General features: G+C 69.0%; 18 protein-coding genes. 9 read left to right on the forward strand and 9 right to left on the reverse strand.

All coding sequences use genetic code 11. The features are described from left to right. Positions 1–29: 29 nt before the first annotated feature. Positions 30–905: a signal recognition particle-docking protein FtsY gene (gene ftsY, locus ACWGJP_RS12550; protein WP_452330112.1), complete on the reverse strand. Its 876-nt coding sequence runs from the start codon at positions 903–905 to the stop codon at positions 30–32. 33 nt (positions 906–938) lie between these two features. Between ftsY and ACWGJP_RS12555 the strand changes: the two genes are divergently transcribed. Then, positions 939–1,604 (forward strand): hypothetical protein, encoded by a 666-nt coding sequence (locus tag ACWGJP_RS12555; RefSeq protein ID WP_452330113.1) that lies wholly within the window; start codon positions 939–941, stop codon positions 1,602–1,604. Between the two features lie 13 nt (positions 1,605–1,617). Here the strand turns inward: ACWGJP_RS12555 and smc are convergent, their stop codons facing one another. After that, the gene (smc, locus tag ACWGJP_RS12560; protein ID WP_452330114.1) at positions 1,618–5,142 is read right to left on the reverse strand and encodes a chromosome segregation protein SMC; all 3,525 of its coding nucleotides are present in this window, start codon (positions 5,140–5,142) and stop codon (positions 1,618–1,620) included. Between the two features lie 536 nt (positions 5,143–5,678). Here smc and ACWGJP_RS12565 point away from each other — a divergent pair. The 7 genes from ACWGJP_RS12565 to ACWGJP_RS12595 all read left to right on the forward strand — a co-directional run bounded on the left by ACWGJP_RS12565 (position 5,679) and on the right by ACWGJP_RS12595 (position 11,567). After that, a complete protein-coding gene (locus ACWGJP_RS12565; protein ID WP_452330115.1) occupies positions 5,679–5,960 on the forward strand; it encodes a hypothetical protein in 282 nt (93 codons plus the stop codon). A gap of 14 nt (positions 5,961–5,974) precedes the next feature. After that, positions 5,975–7,063 (forward strand): GNAT family N-acetyltransferase, encoded by a 1,089-nt coding sequence (locus ACWGJP_RS12570; RefSeq protein ID WP_452330116.1) that lies wholly within the window; start codon positions 5,975–5,977, stop codon positions 7,061–7,063. Then, entirely contained in the window at positions 7,060–8,145 is a 1,086-nt protein-coding gene (locus ACWGJP_RS12575; protein WP_452330117.1) for an N-acetyltransferase family protein, read from the forward strand. Before ACWGJP_RS12570 ends, ACWGJP_RS12575 begins: the two co-directional genes overlap by 4 nt. Positions 8,146–8,220: 75 nt before the next feature. Continuing rightward, positions 8,221–8,916, forward strand: coding sequence for an ABC transporter ATP-binding protein (locus ACWGJP_RS12580; RefSeq protein WP_452330118.1), 696 nt, complete (start codon positions 8,221–8,223; stop codon positions 8,914–8,916). Further along, the gene (locus tag ACWGJP_RS12585) at positions 8,913–10,229 is read left to right on the forward strand and encodes a permease (RefSeq protein ID WP_452330119.1); all 1,317 of its coding nucleotides are present in this window, start codon (positions 8,913–8,915) and stop codon (positions 10,227–10,229) included. The genes ACWGJP_RS12580 and ACWGJP_RS12585 overlap by 4 nt, the downstream gene beginning before the upstream one ends. A gap of 61 nt (positions 10,230–10,290) precedes the next feature. Then, positions 10,291–10,950, forward strand: coding sequence for a helix-turn-helix domain-containing protein (locus ACWGJP_RS12590; RefSeq protein ID WP_452330120.1), 660 nt, complete (start codon positions 10,291–10,293; stop codon positions 10,948–10,950). A gap of 77 nt (positions 10,951–11,027) precedes the next feature. Further along, on the forward strand, positions 11,028–11,567 hold the full coding sequence (locus ACWGJP_RS12595) for a VOC family protein (protein ID WP_452330121.1): 540 nt from the start codon (positions 11,028–11,030) through the stop codon (positions 11,565–11,567). A gap of 10 nt (positions 11,568–11,577) precedes the next feature. On the opposite strand, the gene mutM is transcribed toward ACWGJP_RS12595, so the two are convergent. From mutM to ACWGJP_RS12625, 6 genes are all read right to left on the reverse strand, one after another. Then, a complete protein-coding gene (gene mutM / locus ACWGJP_RS12600; RefSeq protein ID WP_452330122.1) occupies positions 11,578–12,441 on the reverse strand; it encodes a bifunctional DNA-formamidopyrimidine glycosylase/DNA-(apurinic or apyrimidinic site) lyase in 864 nt (287 codons plus the stop codon). Further along, the gene (gene rnc, locus ACWGJP_RS12605) at positions 12,434–13,126 is read right to left on the reverse strand and encodes a ribonuclease III (protein ID WP_452330123.1); all 693 of its coding nucleotides are present in this window, start codon (positions 13,124–13,126) and stop codon (positions 12,434–12,436) included. Before rnc ends, mutM begins: the two co-directional genes overlap by 8 nt. Positions 13,127–13,143: 17 nt before the next feature. Further along, entirely contained in the window at positions 13,144–13,353 is a 210-nt protein-coding gene (gene rpmF / locus ACWGJP_RS12610; protein ID WP_452330124.1) for a 50S ribosomal protein L32, read from the reverse strand. Between the two features lie 2 nt (positions 13,354–13,355). Continuing rightward, entirely contained in the window at positions 13,356–13,853 is a 498-nt protein-coding gene (locus ACWGJP_RS12615) for a YceD family protein (RefSeq protein WP_452330382.1), read from the reverse strand. Positions 13,854–13,937: 84 nt separating this feature from the next. After that, positions 13,938–14,435: a pantetheine-phosphate adenylyltransferase gene (coaD, locus tag ACWGJP_RS12620; RefSeq protein WP_452330125.1), complete on the reverse strand. Its 498-nt coding sequence runs from the start codon at positions 14,433–14,435 to the stop codon at positions 13,938–13,940. A 25-nt stretch (positions 14,436–14,460) separates the two neighbouring features. Next, positions 14,461–16,632 (reverse strand): ATP-dependent DNA helicase RecG, encoded by a 2,172-nt coding sequence (locus ACWGJP_RS12625; protein WP_452330126.1) that lies wholly within the window; start codon positions 16,630–16,632, stop codon positions 14,461–14,463. 82 nt (positions 16,633–16,714) lie between these two features. Here ACWGJP_RS12625 and rsmD point away from each other — a divergent pair, with 82 nt between their 5' ends. Then, positions 16,715–17,290: a 16S rRNA (guanine(966)-N(2))-methyltransferase RsmD gene (gene rsmD / locus ACWGJP_RS12630; RefSeq protein WP_452330127.1), complete on the forward strand. Its 576-nt coding sequence runs from the start codon at positions 16,715–16,717 to the stop codon at positions 17,288–17,290. Here the strand turns inward: rsmD and thiL are convergent. Then, positions 17,260–18,255, reverse strand: coding sequence for a thiamine-phosphate kinase (gene thiL, locus ACWGJP_RS12635; protein ID WP_452330128.1), 996 nt, complete (start codon positions 18,253–18,255; stop codon positions 17,260–17,262). The genes rsmD and thiL overlap by 31 nt on opposite strands. Between the last annotated feature and the right edge of the window lie 7 nt (positions 18,256–18,262).

Consider the following 18,262-nt stretch of genomic DNA (forward strand, 5'->3'; position numbering starts at 1 on the left):
CAGTCTCGGAGCACTCACGATAGCCCCGATCACCGGCCGACCAGCGCCTGGACGAAGGCATGGGGGGTGAAGCCGGTCAAGTCGTCGATGCCCTCTCCCTGACCGAGGAGCTTGACGGGGATGCCCGTGCGCTCCTGCACCGCGAGGATGAAGCCGCCCTTGGCCGATCCGTCCAGCTTCGTGATGACGAGGCCGGTGACACCCGCATGCTGCAGGAAGGACTCCGCCTGCATCACGCCGTTCTGCCCCGTGGTGGCGTCCAGGACGAGCAGGACCTCGCTGATGGGGGCCTGCTTCTCGACCACGCGGCGGATCTTCGACAGCTCGTCCATGAGACCACCCTTGGTGTGCAGACGTCCCGCGGTGTCGATGATCGCGATCTCGATGCCCTGGTTCTTCGCGTACTCGACGGTCTGGAACGCGACGGATGCCGGGTCCTGGCCCTCCTGCTGCGGACGCACGATCGCCGCGCCGGCGCGCTGGGCCCAGGTGGCGAGCTGATCGACGGCCGCGGCCCGGAAGGTGTCCGCTGCGCCGACGACGACGGAGCGCTGGTAGCCCCGCAGGAACTTCGTGAACTTCCCGATCGTGGTGGTCTTGCCGACACCGTTGACGCCGACGACGAGGACGACCGCCGGCCGCTCGGAGAGTTTGAGAGTGGTGTCGAAGGCGGCGAAATGCTCCTCCAGCGTCTCTTGAAGCATGCGCTGGAGGTCCCGAGGATCCGTCGTCCGGTAGCGCTCGACCTTCTCGCGCAGCTCCTCCACGATGCGATCGGAGATGTCCGGGCCGAAATCGGCGGTGATCAGCGCGGTCTCCAGGTCCTCCCAGGTGGTCTCATCGATCGTGGGCTTGACGAACATGCCGCGCAGCGCACGACCGAGGGACCAGGACTTCTCCGCCATGCGTCCAGCCTACGGCCCGGGTAGCATCGCGGCATGCAGACAGGCCTCCGGAGGGTGTTCGTCCATGGGTCGGGCCGGGCGGGCTCCGCCGCGTGGCCGATGCGGAGCACAGGTGACGGCGAGTTCCTCGCCCTCTCCCCCGGCTCGACCATCGCCGCGCAATCGCAGCGGATGATCGAGTCGGGCGCCGACGCCGTGGTGTTCGCGCACTCGATCGGAGCCGTTCCGACGGCGATCGCGGCGCGCGCGTGCAGCCCCCGCGGCGTCGTGCTCGTCGAGCCGGCGCTCTACGACATCGCGCGGGGAGAACACGCGATCGAACGGCACATCGCGATCGTCACCGAGGCCAGGTCGCAGGCTGAAGTCGGCGACCTCCGCGCCTTCTGGACGATCCTGCGTCCCCTCATGTTCGGCGGCCCCTTCGATGCCGAGGTCTGGGAACAGGAGCGCCCCGTCGCGGAACGCTGGGCGACGACGAACCTGCCGTGGGGTCATGGCGTGCGCGCGGACATGCTCGACGGCGTCCCGACGCTCGTCGTGACCGGCGGCTGGAACGCCGAGTACGAGCTCATCGCCGCTGCACTCGCCGCGCGCGGCGCACGACACGAAGTGCTCCAGGGTGCGCAGCACCGACCGCAGGACCTTCCCGGCTTCCGTGGGGTGGTCGAGCAGTTCGAGCATTCCCTCCGCCCGCGCTGAGCACCCTGGCGCCTCAGCTCGCCGCGGCGGCCCTGTCTCCGACCCTCTGGCCGACCACCGCGGACACGCCGTCCTGACGCATCGAGACGCCGTACAGCGCGTCAGCGATCTCCATCGTCCGCTTCTGGTGCGTGATCACGAGAAGCTGCGAACTCTCCCGCAGTTGCTCGAACACGGTCAGCAGTCGACCGAGGTTCGCGTCGTCGAGAGCGGCCTCCACCTCGTCGAGGATGTAGAACGGGCTGGGTCGCGCCTTGAAGATCGCCACGAGCAGGGCGACGGCCGCCAACGACCTCTCGCCACCGGAGAGCAGCGAGAGCCGCTCGATCTTCTTTCCCACCGGGCGCACAGCGACCTCGATGCCGGTCGTGAGCATGTTGTCCGGGTCCGTGAGCGAGATGCTGCCTGTGCCGCCAGGGAAGAGCAGAGGGAAGACCTCGCCGAAAGCCTGCTTGGTGTCCTCGAAGGCCGCCGCGAAGATCGTCTGCATCCGCTCGTCGAGGTCGGCGATGATCGTGAGCAGATCCTGTCTCGTGCTGGTGAGGTCGGCGAGCTGCTCGGTGAGGAACGCGTGCCGCTGCTCCAGGGCGGCGAACTCCTCGAGCGCCAGTGGATTGACGCGGCCGAGCTGAGCGAGCTTCCGCTCCGCCTCGGCGAGGCGGCGCTGCTGCACACGGCGGTCATAGGGGACGCCGTTCTCCTCGTTCTCCTCCGCTGTCGCATCCCGCGGCACGAGCTGATCCGGGCCGTATTCCGCAAGGAGAATATCTTCGTCGAGCGCGAGCTCGCTCGAGACGCGCTCGAGCAGACTGGTCAGATGCAGCTTCTTCTCGTGGATCTGCAGCTCGAGGCCGTGCACGCTCTCGGTGAGCCCGGCGAGGCGCTCGCGCAGTGCCGTCTCCTGGGCACGGAGGGCGACCAGCTCCTGATTCTGCGCCGATCGTGCGGCCTCGGCCTCCGCGAGGGCGAGCCTTGCCTCTGCGACCGATCGGTCCAGCGAGTCGAGGATGCGCGGCAGTTCTCCCGCGACGCCGGCCGCGGCCTCGCGCTGCGCGCGTCGGATCACCGCACGCCGTGCCGCCTCGGCGGCCGCCGCGCGCTCCTGCTCCCGCTGGCGCTCGAGACTCACGACCCTCGCCTGCGCGGCGCGCACGCGCTCGCGGAGCGTCTCGATCTCGAGCCGTGCACTGACCTCACCCTCGCGGGCCGCCTCCAGCGCCTCCAGGAGGCCATCGCGCGCCGAGGCGTCGAGCACGGGTCGCGGAGCCGACTCGGCGTCTGCGAGCTCGGTCTTCGCCGTCTCTGCCGCCGCCTCGGCGTCGCTCACGGCTGCCTGCGCCTGTGCGAGGCCGGACTCCAGACGCTCGCACTCGGCCACCGCCGATTCGTGCTGGACCGTCACCCTGTTCATCTGCTCGGCGAAGGCGGCGAGGGCGGCGTCGTGCTCGCGGAGCGCGCGCAGCGCCTCCTTGGCCTGGCGACGAGCGAGCTCGACCTGCTCATCGGCGTCCGCGCGCGCCTCTCTCAGCGAATCGACGATGACCCGCACCTCGTCGAGGCGGTCCCTGGCGGCGTCGCGCTCTGCGGCGAGCTCGAGCCTCGAGCGTTCACCCCCGGATCCGGAGCGCAGCGTGTGCGCGGTCATGACCTCGCCGCCCACGGTGACGATCGTCGACGTCGTGTCGCCCAGGGCGGCGAGGGCCGCTCGCGCACCCTGCGCTGCACGGAGATCATCGGCGACGAGAACGTGTGCGAGGATGCCGAGCACGCCGTCAGGGGCGGTGACCACCTCGACGGCGGCCGTCGTCCCTGGGACGTCGGGGAGCGTCGCCTCGGCTCGCGAAGAGTCGGCGATGACGAAGTCCACGACGCCGCGCGTCGCATCACCCGCCGCGAGCGCGAAGGCGTGCTCCGGCGTGTCGACGAGCACACCCTCCGCAAGCGGACCGAGGACGGCGGCGATCGCCGCCTCATACCCCTGCGTGACCTGCACGGAGTCTCCGACGAGGCCGCGGATGCCCAGCCCGCCGGCGGCTACGATCTCCGCGGCGCCGCCGGAGATCGACAGCGCGCTGCTCAGGGCCGCGGCCTTGGCGGTGAGGGCGTCCACCTCGCGCTCCGCCACATGCAGGCGCTCACGCAGTGCCTCACGCTCGGCTTCGGCCGACGATGACGCGGCTTGCGCGGTCTCGTAGTCGGCGGCGTGCTCGGCCGCCGTTCCCTGCGGAGCCTCGGCGTCCTCGATGGCTTCGAGGGCCTCGGCCGCCTCGCGCCGTCGGACGTGCGCCGCCTCGAGCGCGTTCTCCTGCCGCAGCACCGCGCCCCGCACCGCAGCGAGAGCGGATGCCGCCGCATCGGCGTTGCCGCGAAGGGTGTTCACGCGCATGTCGTACTCGGAGACCAGCGCGCTCTGCTCGGCGATGTCGACGTCGAGGGTGTCCAGCTCGGCGCGTGCGGCCACGACCTCGCGACTCGCGGCCAGCGCGGCATCCTGCGCGTCGCCGAGTCCCTCGGAGATCGCGGTGATCTCGTCCTTGGCCTCGTCGATCGTGGCCTGCGTCACCGTCACCGCCGAGACAGCGGCATCGTCGTCCTCGGAGCCGAGCAGCGCGAGACGCTGGTTGGCGAGGGTGTAGAGGCCCCGCATGCGCTCCTGGACCTGCTCCAGGCCGAAGGCGATGCTGCGTGCGGCATCCACGGCCGCGGAGTTCTGCGATGCCTCGAGACGGGCGATCTCGGCGCGCACCGTGTCCGCTTGATCGGTGAGCACGAGACGCTCGGTATGCCGCTCCTGCTCGGTGCGGGTGTGATCCGCGAGCGCGGTGCGCAGCGCGACCACATCGTCGGCGAAGATCCGCGCCTTCGCGTCGCGGACTACCGCGGCGATCGTCTGGGCCTCTCTGGCGATCTCCGCCTGACGCCCCAAGGGCTTGAGCTGACGACGGATCTCGCCGGCGAGATCGCTGAGGCGCGTGAGGTTGGTCTCCATCGCGTCGAGCTTGCGGAGGGTCTTCTCCTTGCGCCGTCGGTGCTTGAGGATCCCCGCCGCCTCCTCGATGAAGCCCCTGCGGTCCTCCGGCGACGCCTGCAGGACGGTATCGAGGCGACCCTGGCCGACGATGACGTGCATCTCGCGGCCCAGCCCGGAATCGCTCAGCAGCTCCTGCACGTCGAGCAGACGGCAGCTGGACCCGTTGATGGCGTACTCGCTCGAGCCATTGCGGAACAGCGTCCGACTGATCGTGACCTCGGCGTACTCGATGGGAAGCGCTCCGTCGGCGTTGTCGATCGTCAGCTGCACCTCCGCCCTGCCGAGCGGCCCTCGGGTGGACGTGCCGGCGAAGATGACGTCCTCCATCTTTCCGCCGCGCAGGGTCTTCGCACCCTGCTCCCCCATCACCCAGGCGAGCGCATCGACGACATTGGACTTGCCTGAGCCGTTCGGCCCGACGATGCAGGTCACCCCGGGCTCGAAGACGAAAGAGGTCGGCTGCGCGAACGATTTGAAGCCTTTGAGCGTCAGGCTCTTCAGATGCATGGGCGCACCGTTCGTCCGCGGAGAATCACGCCGATCACGCTACCGGAATCCCGCGGATCGACAGGCATCCCACACGGTGCAGCAGACGATTCCCGCCGACGCGACACGCCGGGAGCGATGGAGGATGCTTGACGCGATGCGCCCGGGTTCGCTACGGTTGCACACCGGATCACGACACGAAAGGAGGTCACCGATGATGATTCAGCTCAACGCCACGCTCGCAGGCTTCTCTGCCGCGCGCCTCGCGCATTCGGTGACCGATACCTTCGTGTCGCGACGCAACGCGATCTCCTAGAACCGCAGCCGGAGGACTCCGCCCTCTTCAGGGCATCCGTCCTCGCTCCGTTCTTCCGCGCTCCCACCCGCCGCTCCCCTCTCGGAGCACGGGTTCCCTCCCCTCCGCAGGGCGCCGTCTCCGGCATCGCCGGGTCCCGCGCCCGCAGTCCGTCCTCTCGCCCTGGCGGACTCGCATGCACGCGCAGGTGGACCCCACCGGCTCACAACCATCCGCACCATCTCACTGAAACGAGTACATCGTGACCATCGCACAGCTGCACCGCAGCACCGCACATCCCCCGTGTCCCCAGGAAATCGACGTCCTGGAGATCCCCGTCCCCGTCGACCGGTCCGAGCTCGCTCTGACCGATCGGCTCTCGCTGCGGATCGGCCTCTGGCTGCTCCTGCGTGCACGGCGCGCCAGGCGTCGCTCCGCCGCCGCACCGATCGACGTGCCCTCGCACTTCCCTGGCGCTCCGCTGCTCTCGCAGCGCGAGGCGCTCGCCATCCTCACCAACGACCTGCAGCGTCAGCTGCGCTGACCAGGAGGTCCCTGATGAGCATTCCCCTCACCGATACCGCGACGCTGCGTCCGCTCGTGCTCCCGGCACGGGCGGACGCAGCCCCCTCGCCCGAGGTGCGCGCCTACGCCGATGTCAGAAACGCTTGTCTCCTGGAGATCTCCGGCCGCGATGACGACGTGCTCACGGCGGAGGCGCTCCTTCCCGTCCTGTTCTCCGACGCCGACATGGACAAGCGCCAGTGGAGCATTCACGACGCCGACGAGATGATCGGCGTCGCCGTGCTCAACATCTTCGCCGATGAGGGCGGGCGAACGGCGTTCACCACCGTGAACCTGCTGCGGCGCGCATGGACCCGCGGCATCGGCACGGCGGCGCTCGCCCATGTGGAGGAGGCGGCGAAGGAGGCCGGCGTGCGCCGGCTGCTCGTGTGGGCCGAGCACCATGACGGCGGCGAGCCGTCGCTGGCGTCTCCCACCGGGTTCGGCAGCGTCCCGCGCGACCACGTCGCACGCTTCCTGCTCCGACACGGCTATGCCCTCGAGCAGGTAGAGCGGGTGAGCGCGCTCGTCTGGTCATCGGCGACGGCGACGCGGCTGCGCGAACTGCTGTCGGATGCCGAGCAGCACGCCGTGGGATATCGGGTGGTGCAGTGGATGCTTCCCACACCGCCCGAACGCGTCGACGGCTACGCGTGGATGAAGCATCACATGTCCACCGACGCGCCAGACGCAGACCTCGACATGCCTGCGGAGGTCTGGGACGCCGAGCGCGTGAGCCGCCATGACACCCGCTACCTGCAGAAGGGCGACACCGTCCTCGTCACCGCGGCGGAGCACATCGCCACCGGCGAGCTGTGCGCCTACAACGAGCTCGCCATCGGCACTGACCCCGCATCGACGACGCATCAGGAGGACACGCTGGTGCTGTCCAGCCACAGGGGCCACCGGCTGGGCACGCTCGTGAAGGCCGCAGGGCTGCTCGCCTGGCGCGGCATCCGCCCCGCCTCCGAACGGGTCATCACCTACAACGCGGAGGAGAACCGGCCCATGCTCGACATCAACGAAGCCCTCGGATTCGTGCCGATCGGCTACGAGGGCGCGTGGAAGAAGGACCTCGCATGAACATCAGGGCCGCTGAGCTCACGATCACCGAGATGGTCGTGCCGGCGTCCGTCGACGCACCGGATGCCGGAGAGTTCCACGTCATGGTGGACCTCAACAACGCGCTGTGTCTGCAGGAGACCGGGATCCCCGACCTCTCTCGCACACCGGAGGACATGCTGCCCGCCTGGCTCGACCAGACGGACCGCACGTATCTGACCTTCGTCGCCAGGCGGGGGACGAAGATCGTCGGCATGGTGATGTTCATCTGCGCGAACGACGAGGACGCCCAGAGCGCGGAGCTCGACCTCATGGTCCCCTCCGAGCACTGGGGCGATGGCGTGGAAGACGCCCTCCTCGCCAGAGTGGAGGAGGAGGCTCAGCGCAGGAACCGGACATCGCTGCAGATCTGGACGCTCCATCGCGCCCAGCAGACGGAGCGCATGCTCGTGCCTCCGACGGGCTGGGGATCGGTGCCGGCCTCCGCGCTGTCGGACTTCCTCACATCGTCCGGGTTCGTCCTCGAACAGGTCGAGCGCAACAGCGCGCTGGCGCTGAACGGCCCGCTCCCTCTCGTCGAGGAGATGCTCGCCGCCTCGCTGGCGCATGCCGGCTCGGAGTATCGAGTGGTCGAATGGACCCTTCCCACACCGGAGCACCTGCGCTCCGGCTATGCCGATGTCATCGCGCGCATGGCGACCGACGTCCCCAGCGGGGACCTCGAGATCGATGAGGAGACCTGGGACGAGGACCGCATCGCACGACGCGATCAACGATTCGCGGACGGAGGTCAGACGGTCTCCGTGGCGGCCGTGGAGCACGTACCGACAGGACGCCTGGTCGCCTACAACGAACTGGTCATCGGCGCCGACCTCACCGGGGTCACCCACCAGTTCGGCACCCTCGTGGTGAAGGAGCACCGAGGACGTCGCCTGGGCACCGTCGTGAAATGCGCCAATCTGCTGCGCTGGAGGACGATCGCACCGCTCTCGCCCAAGGTGTCCACGTTCAACGCCGAGGAGAACCGGCCGATGCTCGACATCAACGAGGCCATCGGCTTCGTTCCCGTCTCGTACGGTGCCGCATGGCAGAAGCGGTTGTGAAGCTCATCCGCCCGATGTAGTCGGATCATCCCCGTGGCCGATGAAGCCCGCTGCGCGGGCGACGAGGCTGGAGTCATGATCACTCCTGTCCTCGTCGCCCGCGCCCTGCACAAGTCCTTCGGCCCCACCAGGGCCGTCGCCGGAATCGAGCTCGATATCCAGCGCGGCGAGTCCGTCGCGATCATGGGCTCCTCCGGCTCAGGCAAGACGACACTGCTGCACATGCTCGCCGGCATCACCACGCCGGATGCCGGTACCGTCGCCTTCCACCCCTCCGCCGGTTCGGCGGTGGACGTGTCAGGGCTCGGCGAGGGCGGGCGCTCGCGACTGCGCAGGGAGTCCTTCGGATTCGTCTTCCAGCAGGGCCTTCTGATCCCTGAGCTCACCGCGGTGGAGAACGTCGCGCTCGCGCTGATGATCACGGGGACGCCGCGGCGAGACGCCGTCGACAGGGCCTCCGGCTGGCTCGCCGCCCTCGGGCTCGCCGGCATGGAGGAGCGCCGCATCGGCGAGCTCTCCGGCGGGCAGGCGCAGCGCGTCGCCATCGCGCGTGCGCAGGTGACCGGCGCTGAGCTCGTCTTCGCCGACGAGCCCACCGGAGCGCTCGACTCTCACACGTCCGTCGAGGTGATGAACGCCCTGCTCTGGTCGACCACGGGTCAGGGACGCAGTCTCGTCGTGGTCACGCACGATCAGGACGTCGCCGCCCGCTGCTCACGCACCGTTCACGTTCGTGACGGCGTCGTCGTCGGCGAGGAGGTGGCCGCGTGAGTCCCGCTGTCCTCCGGCTGCTGCTCAGGCCCGGCAACGGAGAGAACATCGCACTGGCGCTGCCGATCATCGCGTTCGGATCGGTGACTGCACTCGTGCTCACCGTGCTCGGCGGCGCGCAGACGTTCTGGAGCTGGACGGATCCGGAAGCCGGTATCTATCACATCCTCGCCGCAATCGCCCTGGTACTGCTGGTGGTGCCGTTGGCGACGCTCGGCGGGGCAGCCGCACGACTCGCCGCACGCCGACGCGACGAGAGGCTCTCGACGCTCCGGCTGCTCGGCGTCACCCCGGCCGGGGTCATCGTCGCGACGACGATCGAGTCGGTCACCCTGGCGTCCGTCGGTGCGATCTGCGGCATGCTCGGCTATCTCGCCCTCTCACCCGCGGTTTCCCTGATCGCCTTCCGCGGCGAACCGCTCGGCCTCGACGGGGTGCTGCTGCCGCCGTCCGCCATCGTGCTCGTCGTCGCGGGTGTCGTGGCCATCGCCGCGATGAGCGCCGTGCTGGGCCTGCGTCGAGTGATCATCTCGCCTCTCGGGGTGCGCCTGCGCACAGACACCCCGCGCATGCACTGGGTTCGGGCCGTGATCGCGGTCGCGGTCGTCGGCGTAGCTCTGCTCGGTATGCAGATCATCCCCGGCGCTGCGGGCCTGATCGTCACCATCGTGATCATCGCCGCGTTGTTCGCTGCCGCCCTCGGAGTACTGAACCTCATCGGCCCGTGGGCCGTCTCCGTACAGGCGCGCAGGCAGGTGAGGCGGGCCCAGCGGCCTGAGCAGTTGCTTTCCGCCCGCCTCGTTCTGGAATCGCCGAAGGCGATCTGGCGGCAGCTGAGCGGCGTGGCGATGGCGGGCTTCATCGCCGTGTTCGCGGGTACGGGCGCGTCACTCCTCGACACCATGAGCGCGTCGGAGAATCCCGCGGACATCATGCTCGCCGCGGACATCCGGACGGGACTCGTCATCACTCTGGCCGGAACCTTCGTGTCCGTCGCGGCATCGATCGGCATCAGCCAGGCGTCCGACGTGCTCGATCACGAGGACCTGCACCGGAGCCTGCACCGATTGGGGATGCCGTTGTCGACGGTCGATCGCGCACGACGCCGGGCGATCATGTCACCGCTGCTTCTCGCCACGATCGGATCCGCACTCTGCGCGGGCGTGCTCGTCTTCCCGCTGATCGGACTCGCGCTCATCGTGACTCCGATCTCCCTGGCCACGATCGCCGTCGTCGTCGCGGTCGGAATCGGGATGGTCTGGCTCGGCACTCGGGTGACGAGGCCGGCGCTGGCTCGTGCCTTCAGCGGCTGAGCGGTCTGCCCGCGCACTCGCGGAGTTCATCCGCGGGGTCTGGTGGTGGCATCCTGACGTCATGTACGAAGAACGACGTCCTGACTCGCCGGTGGTGGAGTGCCTCTGGCAGGCGCGAGCGGTGAAGGACGAACGTTATCTCGTCGCGGCGGTCGAGTACTGGGATCTGTGGTTCGCTCGCTCTGCCCTCGGAGAGATGAGCGCGGGCATGGCGGGCCCGACTCTTGGACATCGATGGATTCGGTCGACGGTCGGCGAGCACAGTTGGGGCGTTCAGCTGAGGGCCCATGTTTCGGTGCCGGGCGTGCGCAAGCAGCTCCTGCTGGGCGGGGAAGAGCATCTCGCTGTCGAGAACGGGCGCGTCGTGATCGCAGGGCACGACGTGCCGTTCCCGGAGTTCGCGGACCTCGAGGTCTTCGTCGATCGCCTTCTGGAGCTCGACGTGCTGCGCAGCGACGACGACGTCCGTCGCATGCTCACCGGCGATGAAGCGGGCTACTCCGAGCGCCACCGTCAGCGTCGGGTCCGTGCGGTGACGGGGCTGACGCGCAAGCAGATCGAGCAGCTCTCCCGCGCGCGCGATGCATTCGAACTGCTGCTGCAGGGGGTAGCGCCGAGCGAGTGCGCCGCGCGATGCGGATTCGCGGATCAGGCCCATCTGACCCGCTCGCTGAGCGCGTTTCACGGACAGACGCCGGCCCAGGTGCTGTCCGCTCGGTGACGGCGGAAACGTTCAATACCGGATCGGTCGCGTGTGATGGTCTGAGACCATCGCATCCACCATCACGAGGAGCAACCATGCCGGTACCCACCGCCCCCGAGGGCTACGCCACCGTCAACCCGTTCATCATCACGACCGACGCCGATGAGCTGACCAGGTTCGTGATCGAGGTCTTCGACGGTCAGGAACGCGCAGAGGCCCGCACGATCGATGAGGACGGTCTTCTGCTCCAGGCCGAAGTTCGCGTCGGCACGACGACGATCATGCTCGCCGAGCGCAAGCCGAACTGGCCCTTCACACCGAGCCTGCTCCAGGTCTATGTCGACGATCTCGACGCCGTGCTGGAACGCGCGCTCTCGCGCGGGGCTCGTCTGGTCACGAGGCCGACCGACTTCTTCGGCACGACGTTCGCGCGTGTGCAGGACGCGAGTGCGAATCTGTGGTGGATCTGGCAGCACGGCGAGGCGGATTGGTCCTCCGAGGGCGGCGCTGACGAATGGTCGGCTGAGGACAGCGGTGAAGGCTGGGGTGAGGTGTCGCCTGAGCTCGCCTACATCCACGACTCGCTGCTGGAAGCGATGACTTCGCTGCGCGACCCGAAGTCCCCGCAGCAGTGACCGAGCGGGATCAGCGCCTCCGCTGACACCGCGGGCAGAAGTGACTCGATCGGTTCATGAACGCCTCGCGGCGGATCTCCGCGCCGCACCTCGGACAGGGCTTTCCCGTCTGCCCGTACGCGTTCAGAGAATGGGCGAAGTAGCCGGCCTGCCCGTTGACGTTCACGTACTGGGCGTCGAAGCTCGTCCCGCCCTCGGCCAGGGCCTTCTCGAGCACAAGGCGCACCTCACCGAGCAAGCGGCGAACAGCCTGTGCGGAGAGCATCCTGCCTTGCGTCTCTGGGTGGATCCGCGCGGCCCACAGGGATTCGTCCGCATAGATGTTGCCGATGCCGCTCACGAGGGTCTGATCGAGCAGGATGCGCTTGATCGCGCTCGCGCGCCGGCGGACCGCGCTGACGAAGGCATCGTCGTCGAAAGCGGCGTCGAGCGGGTCCCGCGCGATGTGCAGCACCTGCGAGGGAACGAGGTCGGGCCCGTCGTGCACGAGCCCGTCGACGGCGAGGGACCCGAAGGTGCGCTGATCGGCGAAGACGACGGCCAACTCGCCGTGCTGCGGATGCTCGATGCTCAGCCTGATCCGCTCATGGCGCTCCGCCACGGCATCGGGCGCCCGCAGCAGCATCTGGCCGCTCATACCGAGATGCGCCGTCAGCGCGGCATCCCGATCGCGAAGAGGCATCCAGAGGAACTTGCCCCGACGGCAGGCATCCGCGATCGACGCACCCTCCAGAAGCCGGACGAAATCGGCTGCACCCGTCGGATGCCTGGTCAGCGCCCGCTCATCGAGCACCGCCACGGCGGTCACCGTCGATCCGATCACGGCAGGGGCGAGACCGGAGCGGACGACCTCGACCTCCGGCAGCTCAGGCATGCTCGCTGATGGTGCGCCACGCGGTCAGCGCGGCTGCCATCTCAGCGCTCTTCTTGCTCGTGCCCTCGCCCGTCGTTGCGACATCGCCGACCACCACGGTCGCGACGAACCTGCGATCGTGATCCGGACCGCTGGATTCCACAGAATACTGCGGTGGGGTCGAACCGATACGCGCGGCGAGCTCCTGCAGGCTGGTCTTCGGATCCATCGCAGCGCCGTAGCGCTCGGGATCCGCGAGCAGCGGCTCCGTGAGCCGGAGGACGAGCTCGGTGGCCGGCTGCTGCCCGGCAGACAGGTACGTCGCTCCGATCACGGCCTCCATGGTGTCGGCCAGGATCGAGTCCTTGTCCCTTCCACCGGTCTGCTCCTCGCCGCGTCCCAGCAGCAGGAAGTCGCCGAGGCCGATGCCCCGTGCCACCTCCGCCAGCGCGACGGTCGACACGACACTGGCGCGCCGCTTGGCGAGCTGGCCCTCATCGAGCTCGGGATGCGTCGTGAACAGCATCACCGTCACGGCCTGGCCCAGCACCGAATCGCCGAGGAACTCGAGCCGCTCGTTGTGCGGGATGCCGCCGTGCTCGTAGGCGTAGGAACGATGGGTCAGCGCCAACGCCAAGAGCTCAGGGTCGATATCGACCCTGAGCTTGGCAATGAGGGGCGCGGTCCCGCTGAGGGGCTGCGTCACGATCGCGAAGTCGCGATTCAGACGTCTGCGACCTTGCGGCCCTTGTACTCGAGGAACAGCTCGGTGCCCTGCGAGTCGGTGACGACCTTGGCCTGGTGAGGACGGCTGTACACGACCTTGCCGTTCTCGACGGTCTTGACGAGGGCGGGAGCCTCCGCCTTCCACTGCGAACGACGCGAGCGGGTGTTGGAACGGGAAACCTTGCGCTTCGGGGGGTTACCAGCCATGGCTAACTCTCTTCTGTGTTCTCGGGCGCGCGGGTGTCTTCCGCACTCCCCTGGTCTGCGATCTTCTGGAGCGCGCTCCATCGAGGATCGATGGGAGCGGCATTCTCCGCCCCGGTGCTCTCGGTCAGCCGCTCGCCCGTGATCGGGTCAAGACCCAGGCAATCCGGCTGACACACCGGCTGAAATGGAAGCGCCAATACGGTCGCATCCCTGACAAGAGTTTCAAGATCCACGTGGTCGTCTTGAACCTCGAAGTCAGTTTCTTCCTCACCAGGATACGCGAAAAGCTCCTGGAACTCGACTTCGACAGGCGCAGAGATGTCTGTGAGGCATCTTCCGCACACTCCGACATAGGAAGCATCGGCCGATCCGGACACCAGAATCCCCTCGTGGACGGACTCGAGACGCACGTCCAGGTCGAGTTCGGAACCGGCGGGGAAGGCCACGATCCCCTCTCCCCACTGCTCTGCGAGCGGAACGGAGAAGGCGTGCTCGCGCATCTCACCGGGGTGGTGGACGATGTCGCGCACAGGCAGGACGAAGGGTCCGTTAAGTCGGGATCTCACCCTGCGATCCTACCGGCGTCAGATGCCGCGAGCCCCGGTGTCCAGGAACTCGGCGACGGCCGGCGGCACGAACGGCGATACATCTCCCCCGAGACCCGCGACCTGCCGCACGAGAGAGCTGGATACCAGCGCATGCGCGGGGTCTGGCAGCAGGAACACCGTCTCGATGTCTGCCAGGTGCCGGTTGACGATGGCCATCGGCGATTCGTACGCGACGTCGATCTGCGAGCGAATGCCCTTGACGAGGACGCCTGCCCCGACCTCGCGCGCATAGTCGACGAGCAATCCCATGCTCCAGGACCCGACGACGATCTTCCCCGGCATCCCGTCGTCGGCGATCGATCGCTCGAGGAGCGAGAGCCTCTGGGCGATGGGAAGCATCGCCTCCTTGCCCGGGTTGTGCACGACCAGGACGTGCAGCTCGTCGTACAGCGCCGCAGCACGGCGGATGACGTCGAGGTGACCGAGTGTCGGCGGGTCGAAGGAGCCAGGAACGACAGCGATGCGGCTGCTCATGTCTCCAGCCTAGGGCACGGTCTGCTCAGTTCTTCGCGAGCGCCGCGCGATCCTCCGCGCTCACCCGGCGCTCGATGGCCGCGCGGAGACCGGGGTGGCGATCCAGGAGCGGATCGGCGTCGAGGATGCCCTCGGCGAGGCCGCGCGCACGCGCGATCAGCCCGGTGTCCTTCACCACGCGCAGCAGCTTGAGCGACGACCGCACACCCGACTGCTGGGCACCGAGGACGTCCCCCTCGCCTCGCAGTTCGAGATCGACCTCTGCGAGCGCGAACCCGTCGAGCGTCGCGGCGATGGCCTCGACGCGCTCTCGGGCGAGGGAGCCCTCCTCCGCCTCCGTCACGAGCAGGCAGAGGCCTGGCACTCCGCCTCGCCCGACACGACCTCGCAACTGATGCAGCTGGGAGACGCCGAATCGATCGGCGTCCAGGATGATCATGGTCGATGCGTTGGGAACGTCCACGCCGACTTCGATCACCGTCGTCGCCACGAGCACGTCGATCTCGCCCCTCGCGAAGGCCTGCATCACGGCATCCTTCTCGTCGGCCGGCATACGGCCGTGCAGCACGGCGCGCCGGAGACCTCCGATGCGCGGGTGCGTCGACAGCGCCTCGTTCAGCTGCACCACGCCCCATCGGGGACCAGGGGCGCCCTCGGGAGCGGGCGGCTGGTCTCCGGTCTCCGATGTCTTCGCCGTCGTGTCGATCGCCGCGCACACCGCGAAGACCTGCCTGCCCTGCGCCACCTCCTCCGCCGCGCGTTCGAAGACGCGGGCGAACCAGCCGGGGTGCTCGGCCAGCGGGGCGACGAAGGTCTCGATGCCCGCACGCCCTGCGGGCATCGTCCGGATGATCGAGGTGTCCAGGTCGCCGAAGACCGTCATGGCGACGGTTCGGGGAATCGGCGTCGCGGTGAGGACGAGCGCATGCGGGCTCGACCCCTTGGCGCGCAGCGCCTCGCGCTGCTCCACTCCGAACCTGTGCTGCTCATCGACCACCACGAGACCGAGATCGGCGAAGGTGGTCTTCTCGCCGAGCAGAGCGTGCGTGCCGACGACGATGAGCGCCTGCCCAGAGGCGACGCGCAGCGCGGCCTTGCGGCGTTCGGGCGCGGACATCTGCCCCGTGAGCAGGGTCGGCATCACGAGCGGCGCGAGCTGTGGCCCGAGCATCTTGGTGATCGAGCGAAGGTGCTGTCCGGCCAGCACCTCCGTGGGCGCGATGAGCGCGGCTTGACCGCCCGATTCGGCGACCTGCAGCATCGCTCTGAGCGCGACCAAGGTCTTGCCTGAGCCCACTTCGCCCTGGACAAGCCTGTTCATCGGCCACTCAGCGACGAGGTCCTTCGCCACCTGGTCGCCGACGACCTGCTGGTCCGCCGTGAGTTCGTATGGCAGCGCTGCGTCGAAACGCTCGAGCAGACCTCCAGGCGCGGCTGGACGCGGGGTGGCGCTCATCATCCGCACGAAGGCGCGCTGCTGCAGCAGCGCGGCCTGCAGCACGATCGCCTCGTGCATGCGCAGCGTCCTGACAGCCGGATCGATGTCGTTGCGCGTCTCAGGGCGGTGGATCTGCGTGAGGGCCGTGCGCGCGTCGAGCAGCCCTTCCTCGCGCCGGATGCTGTCGGACAGCGGGTCTGGCACATCGTCGACGAGCGGGAGCAGCCGCTCGATATGCCGCTGGATCACCATGCTGGGGACGGCGGCCGTTGCGGGGTAGATCGGGATCGGCCTGGTCGAACGCGCATCCGCGCGCCTGCGCGCTTCGTCCTCGTCATCGAAGAGCTCCACCTGGGGATTGGCCAGCTGCATCTGCCCGCGGTACTCGCCGACCTTGCCGGAGAAGATCCCGCGCCGCCCGACGCGCAGCTCCTGCGCACGCCATTCCGCCTGCCCCTTGTTCTTCGCGAAGAAGGTCAGCGACATCTGCCCTGCGCCATCGCTGATCGTGAGCTCGAGCATCGCACCTGGCCGATTGCGCATGACGCGCACCGCGGCAGTGCGGATCTCCGCGACGATCGTGACCATCTCCCCCAGCGGCAGGTCGAGGATGGGGGTGAGCTCCCCCGGATCGGCGTAGCGCCTCGGGTAATGAGTGAGGAGATCGCCGACGGTCTGCATGCCGAACGCCTTCTCCAGGGGCTTGGCCGCCTTGTCGCCGAGCCCCTCGCTGAGCGGCGTATCGAGACCCAGGGACATGCACACGAGTCTAGAGAACGCCTCCGACCTTCTCCGACCGCGGACATCGTTGTCCTGACCGCCGCTGTCCTAGGCTGAACGGGTGACGAGGATCATCGCGGGAGACGCCGGCGGCCTGCGCCTGACGGTGCCGACCAGCGGCACGCGGCCCACGAGCGACCGCGTCAGGGAGTCCCTGTTCGGCGCACTGGAGTCGGCGGACGCCGTGCACGGCGCCCGGGTTCTCGATCTCTACGCGGGATCCGGGGCGCTCGGACTCGAAGCACTGAGTCGCGGCGCCGCATCTGCCGAGCTCGTGGAATCCGCACGCGCAGCGGCGGGCGTCGCCGGACGCAACGCCCGCGCAGTGTCCTCCGCGACGGGGCGCACGGCCACGGTGCACACCGCAGCCGTCATCGCCTTCCTCCGCCGAGGGCACGGAATGTTCGACCTCGTCTTCTCCGACCCGCCGTACGATCTCGATGACACCGCGATGACGGCGGACCTGATCGCGCTGGCGCCTCTGCTCTCGCCGGACGCCGTCGTGGTCGTCGAGCGGGCCGCGCGCTCGACGAGACCGGACTTCGAGGCAGCAGGCCTCGAGCAGGCCCGAGAGAAGCGCTACGGGGACACGGCCGTCTGGTGGGCTCAGCCCGCCGCCGAGTCCCAATCCCGATAGGGGTCCCAGCCGAGGGCATCGACCGGCTCCTCGTCGCAGAGGACGGCAGCGACTCCCCTGTCTCTCACCTCGCCGATCACCCTGAACCCTGGCGCGAGCCGGTCCGGCGGGAATGTCGCGAGCAGCGCGTGATCCTCACCCCCCGCCAACGCGCGGGCGGGGTCTGAGCCGAGAGCGTCCGCGCGGAGCGCGAGAGTCGCCCCCGAGGCGTCGGCCATGCGGCCCGCATCCAGCGCGAGCCCGTCGGACAGGTCCATCATCGCCGTCGCGCCCGCCATCGCAGCGACGGCGCCGAGGCCGATGGGAGGCCGAGGTCGCAGCTGGGCTGCAACGGCATCCGCCTCCCCCTCGGCGAGCAGCGCCGCATCGACCGGCACGGGTTCACCGTCGCGTCTGAATCGTCCGAACAGCACAGCAAGGCCGCGTGCCGCGTGCCCCAGCTCCCCCGCGACAGCGACGACGTCACCGGTGCGAGCGCCTCCGCGGGTGACGGGAGAACGGCCGTCGAGGTCACCGAGCGCCGTGACCGCGATGGTGAGAACATCGGAGACGGTCAGGTCGCCGCCGACGACGGCGCAGCCGGGCGCGAGCGCCTCGCAGGCCTCGCGGAACCCGTCCGCCATCCGCTCGACGAAGGAGAGCCGGAGGTGCCGTGGCACGGCCAGCGCGACCAGCAGCGCAGTAGGTCGCGCTCCCATCGCGGCGACGTCGGCGAGGTTCACCGCTGCAGCCTTCCACCCCAGGTCGTAGCCGTCGGACCAGGCCAGGCGGAAGTCCGGCCCGTGCACGAGCGTGTCCGTGGTGGCGACGACGGAGCCGGAGGGCGCCGCGACCACCGCGGCGTCATCGCCGGGGCCGAGAAGTGTGTGGCTGCCAGGACTCGTCCTGGCCAGGATGGCGCGCAGCACGCGCCCCTCGGAGATCTCCTCGAGGCGCGGATCATCGTCGGCTGAACGGGAGGGCATGCTCCCA

The organism is Microbacterium sp. NPDC055903, assembly GCF_053615555.1.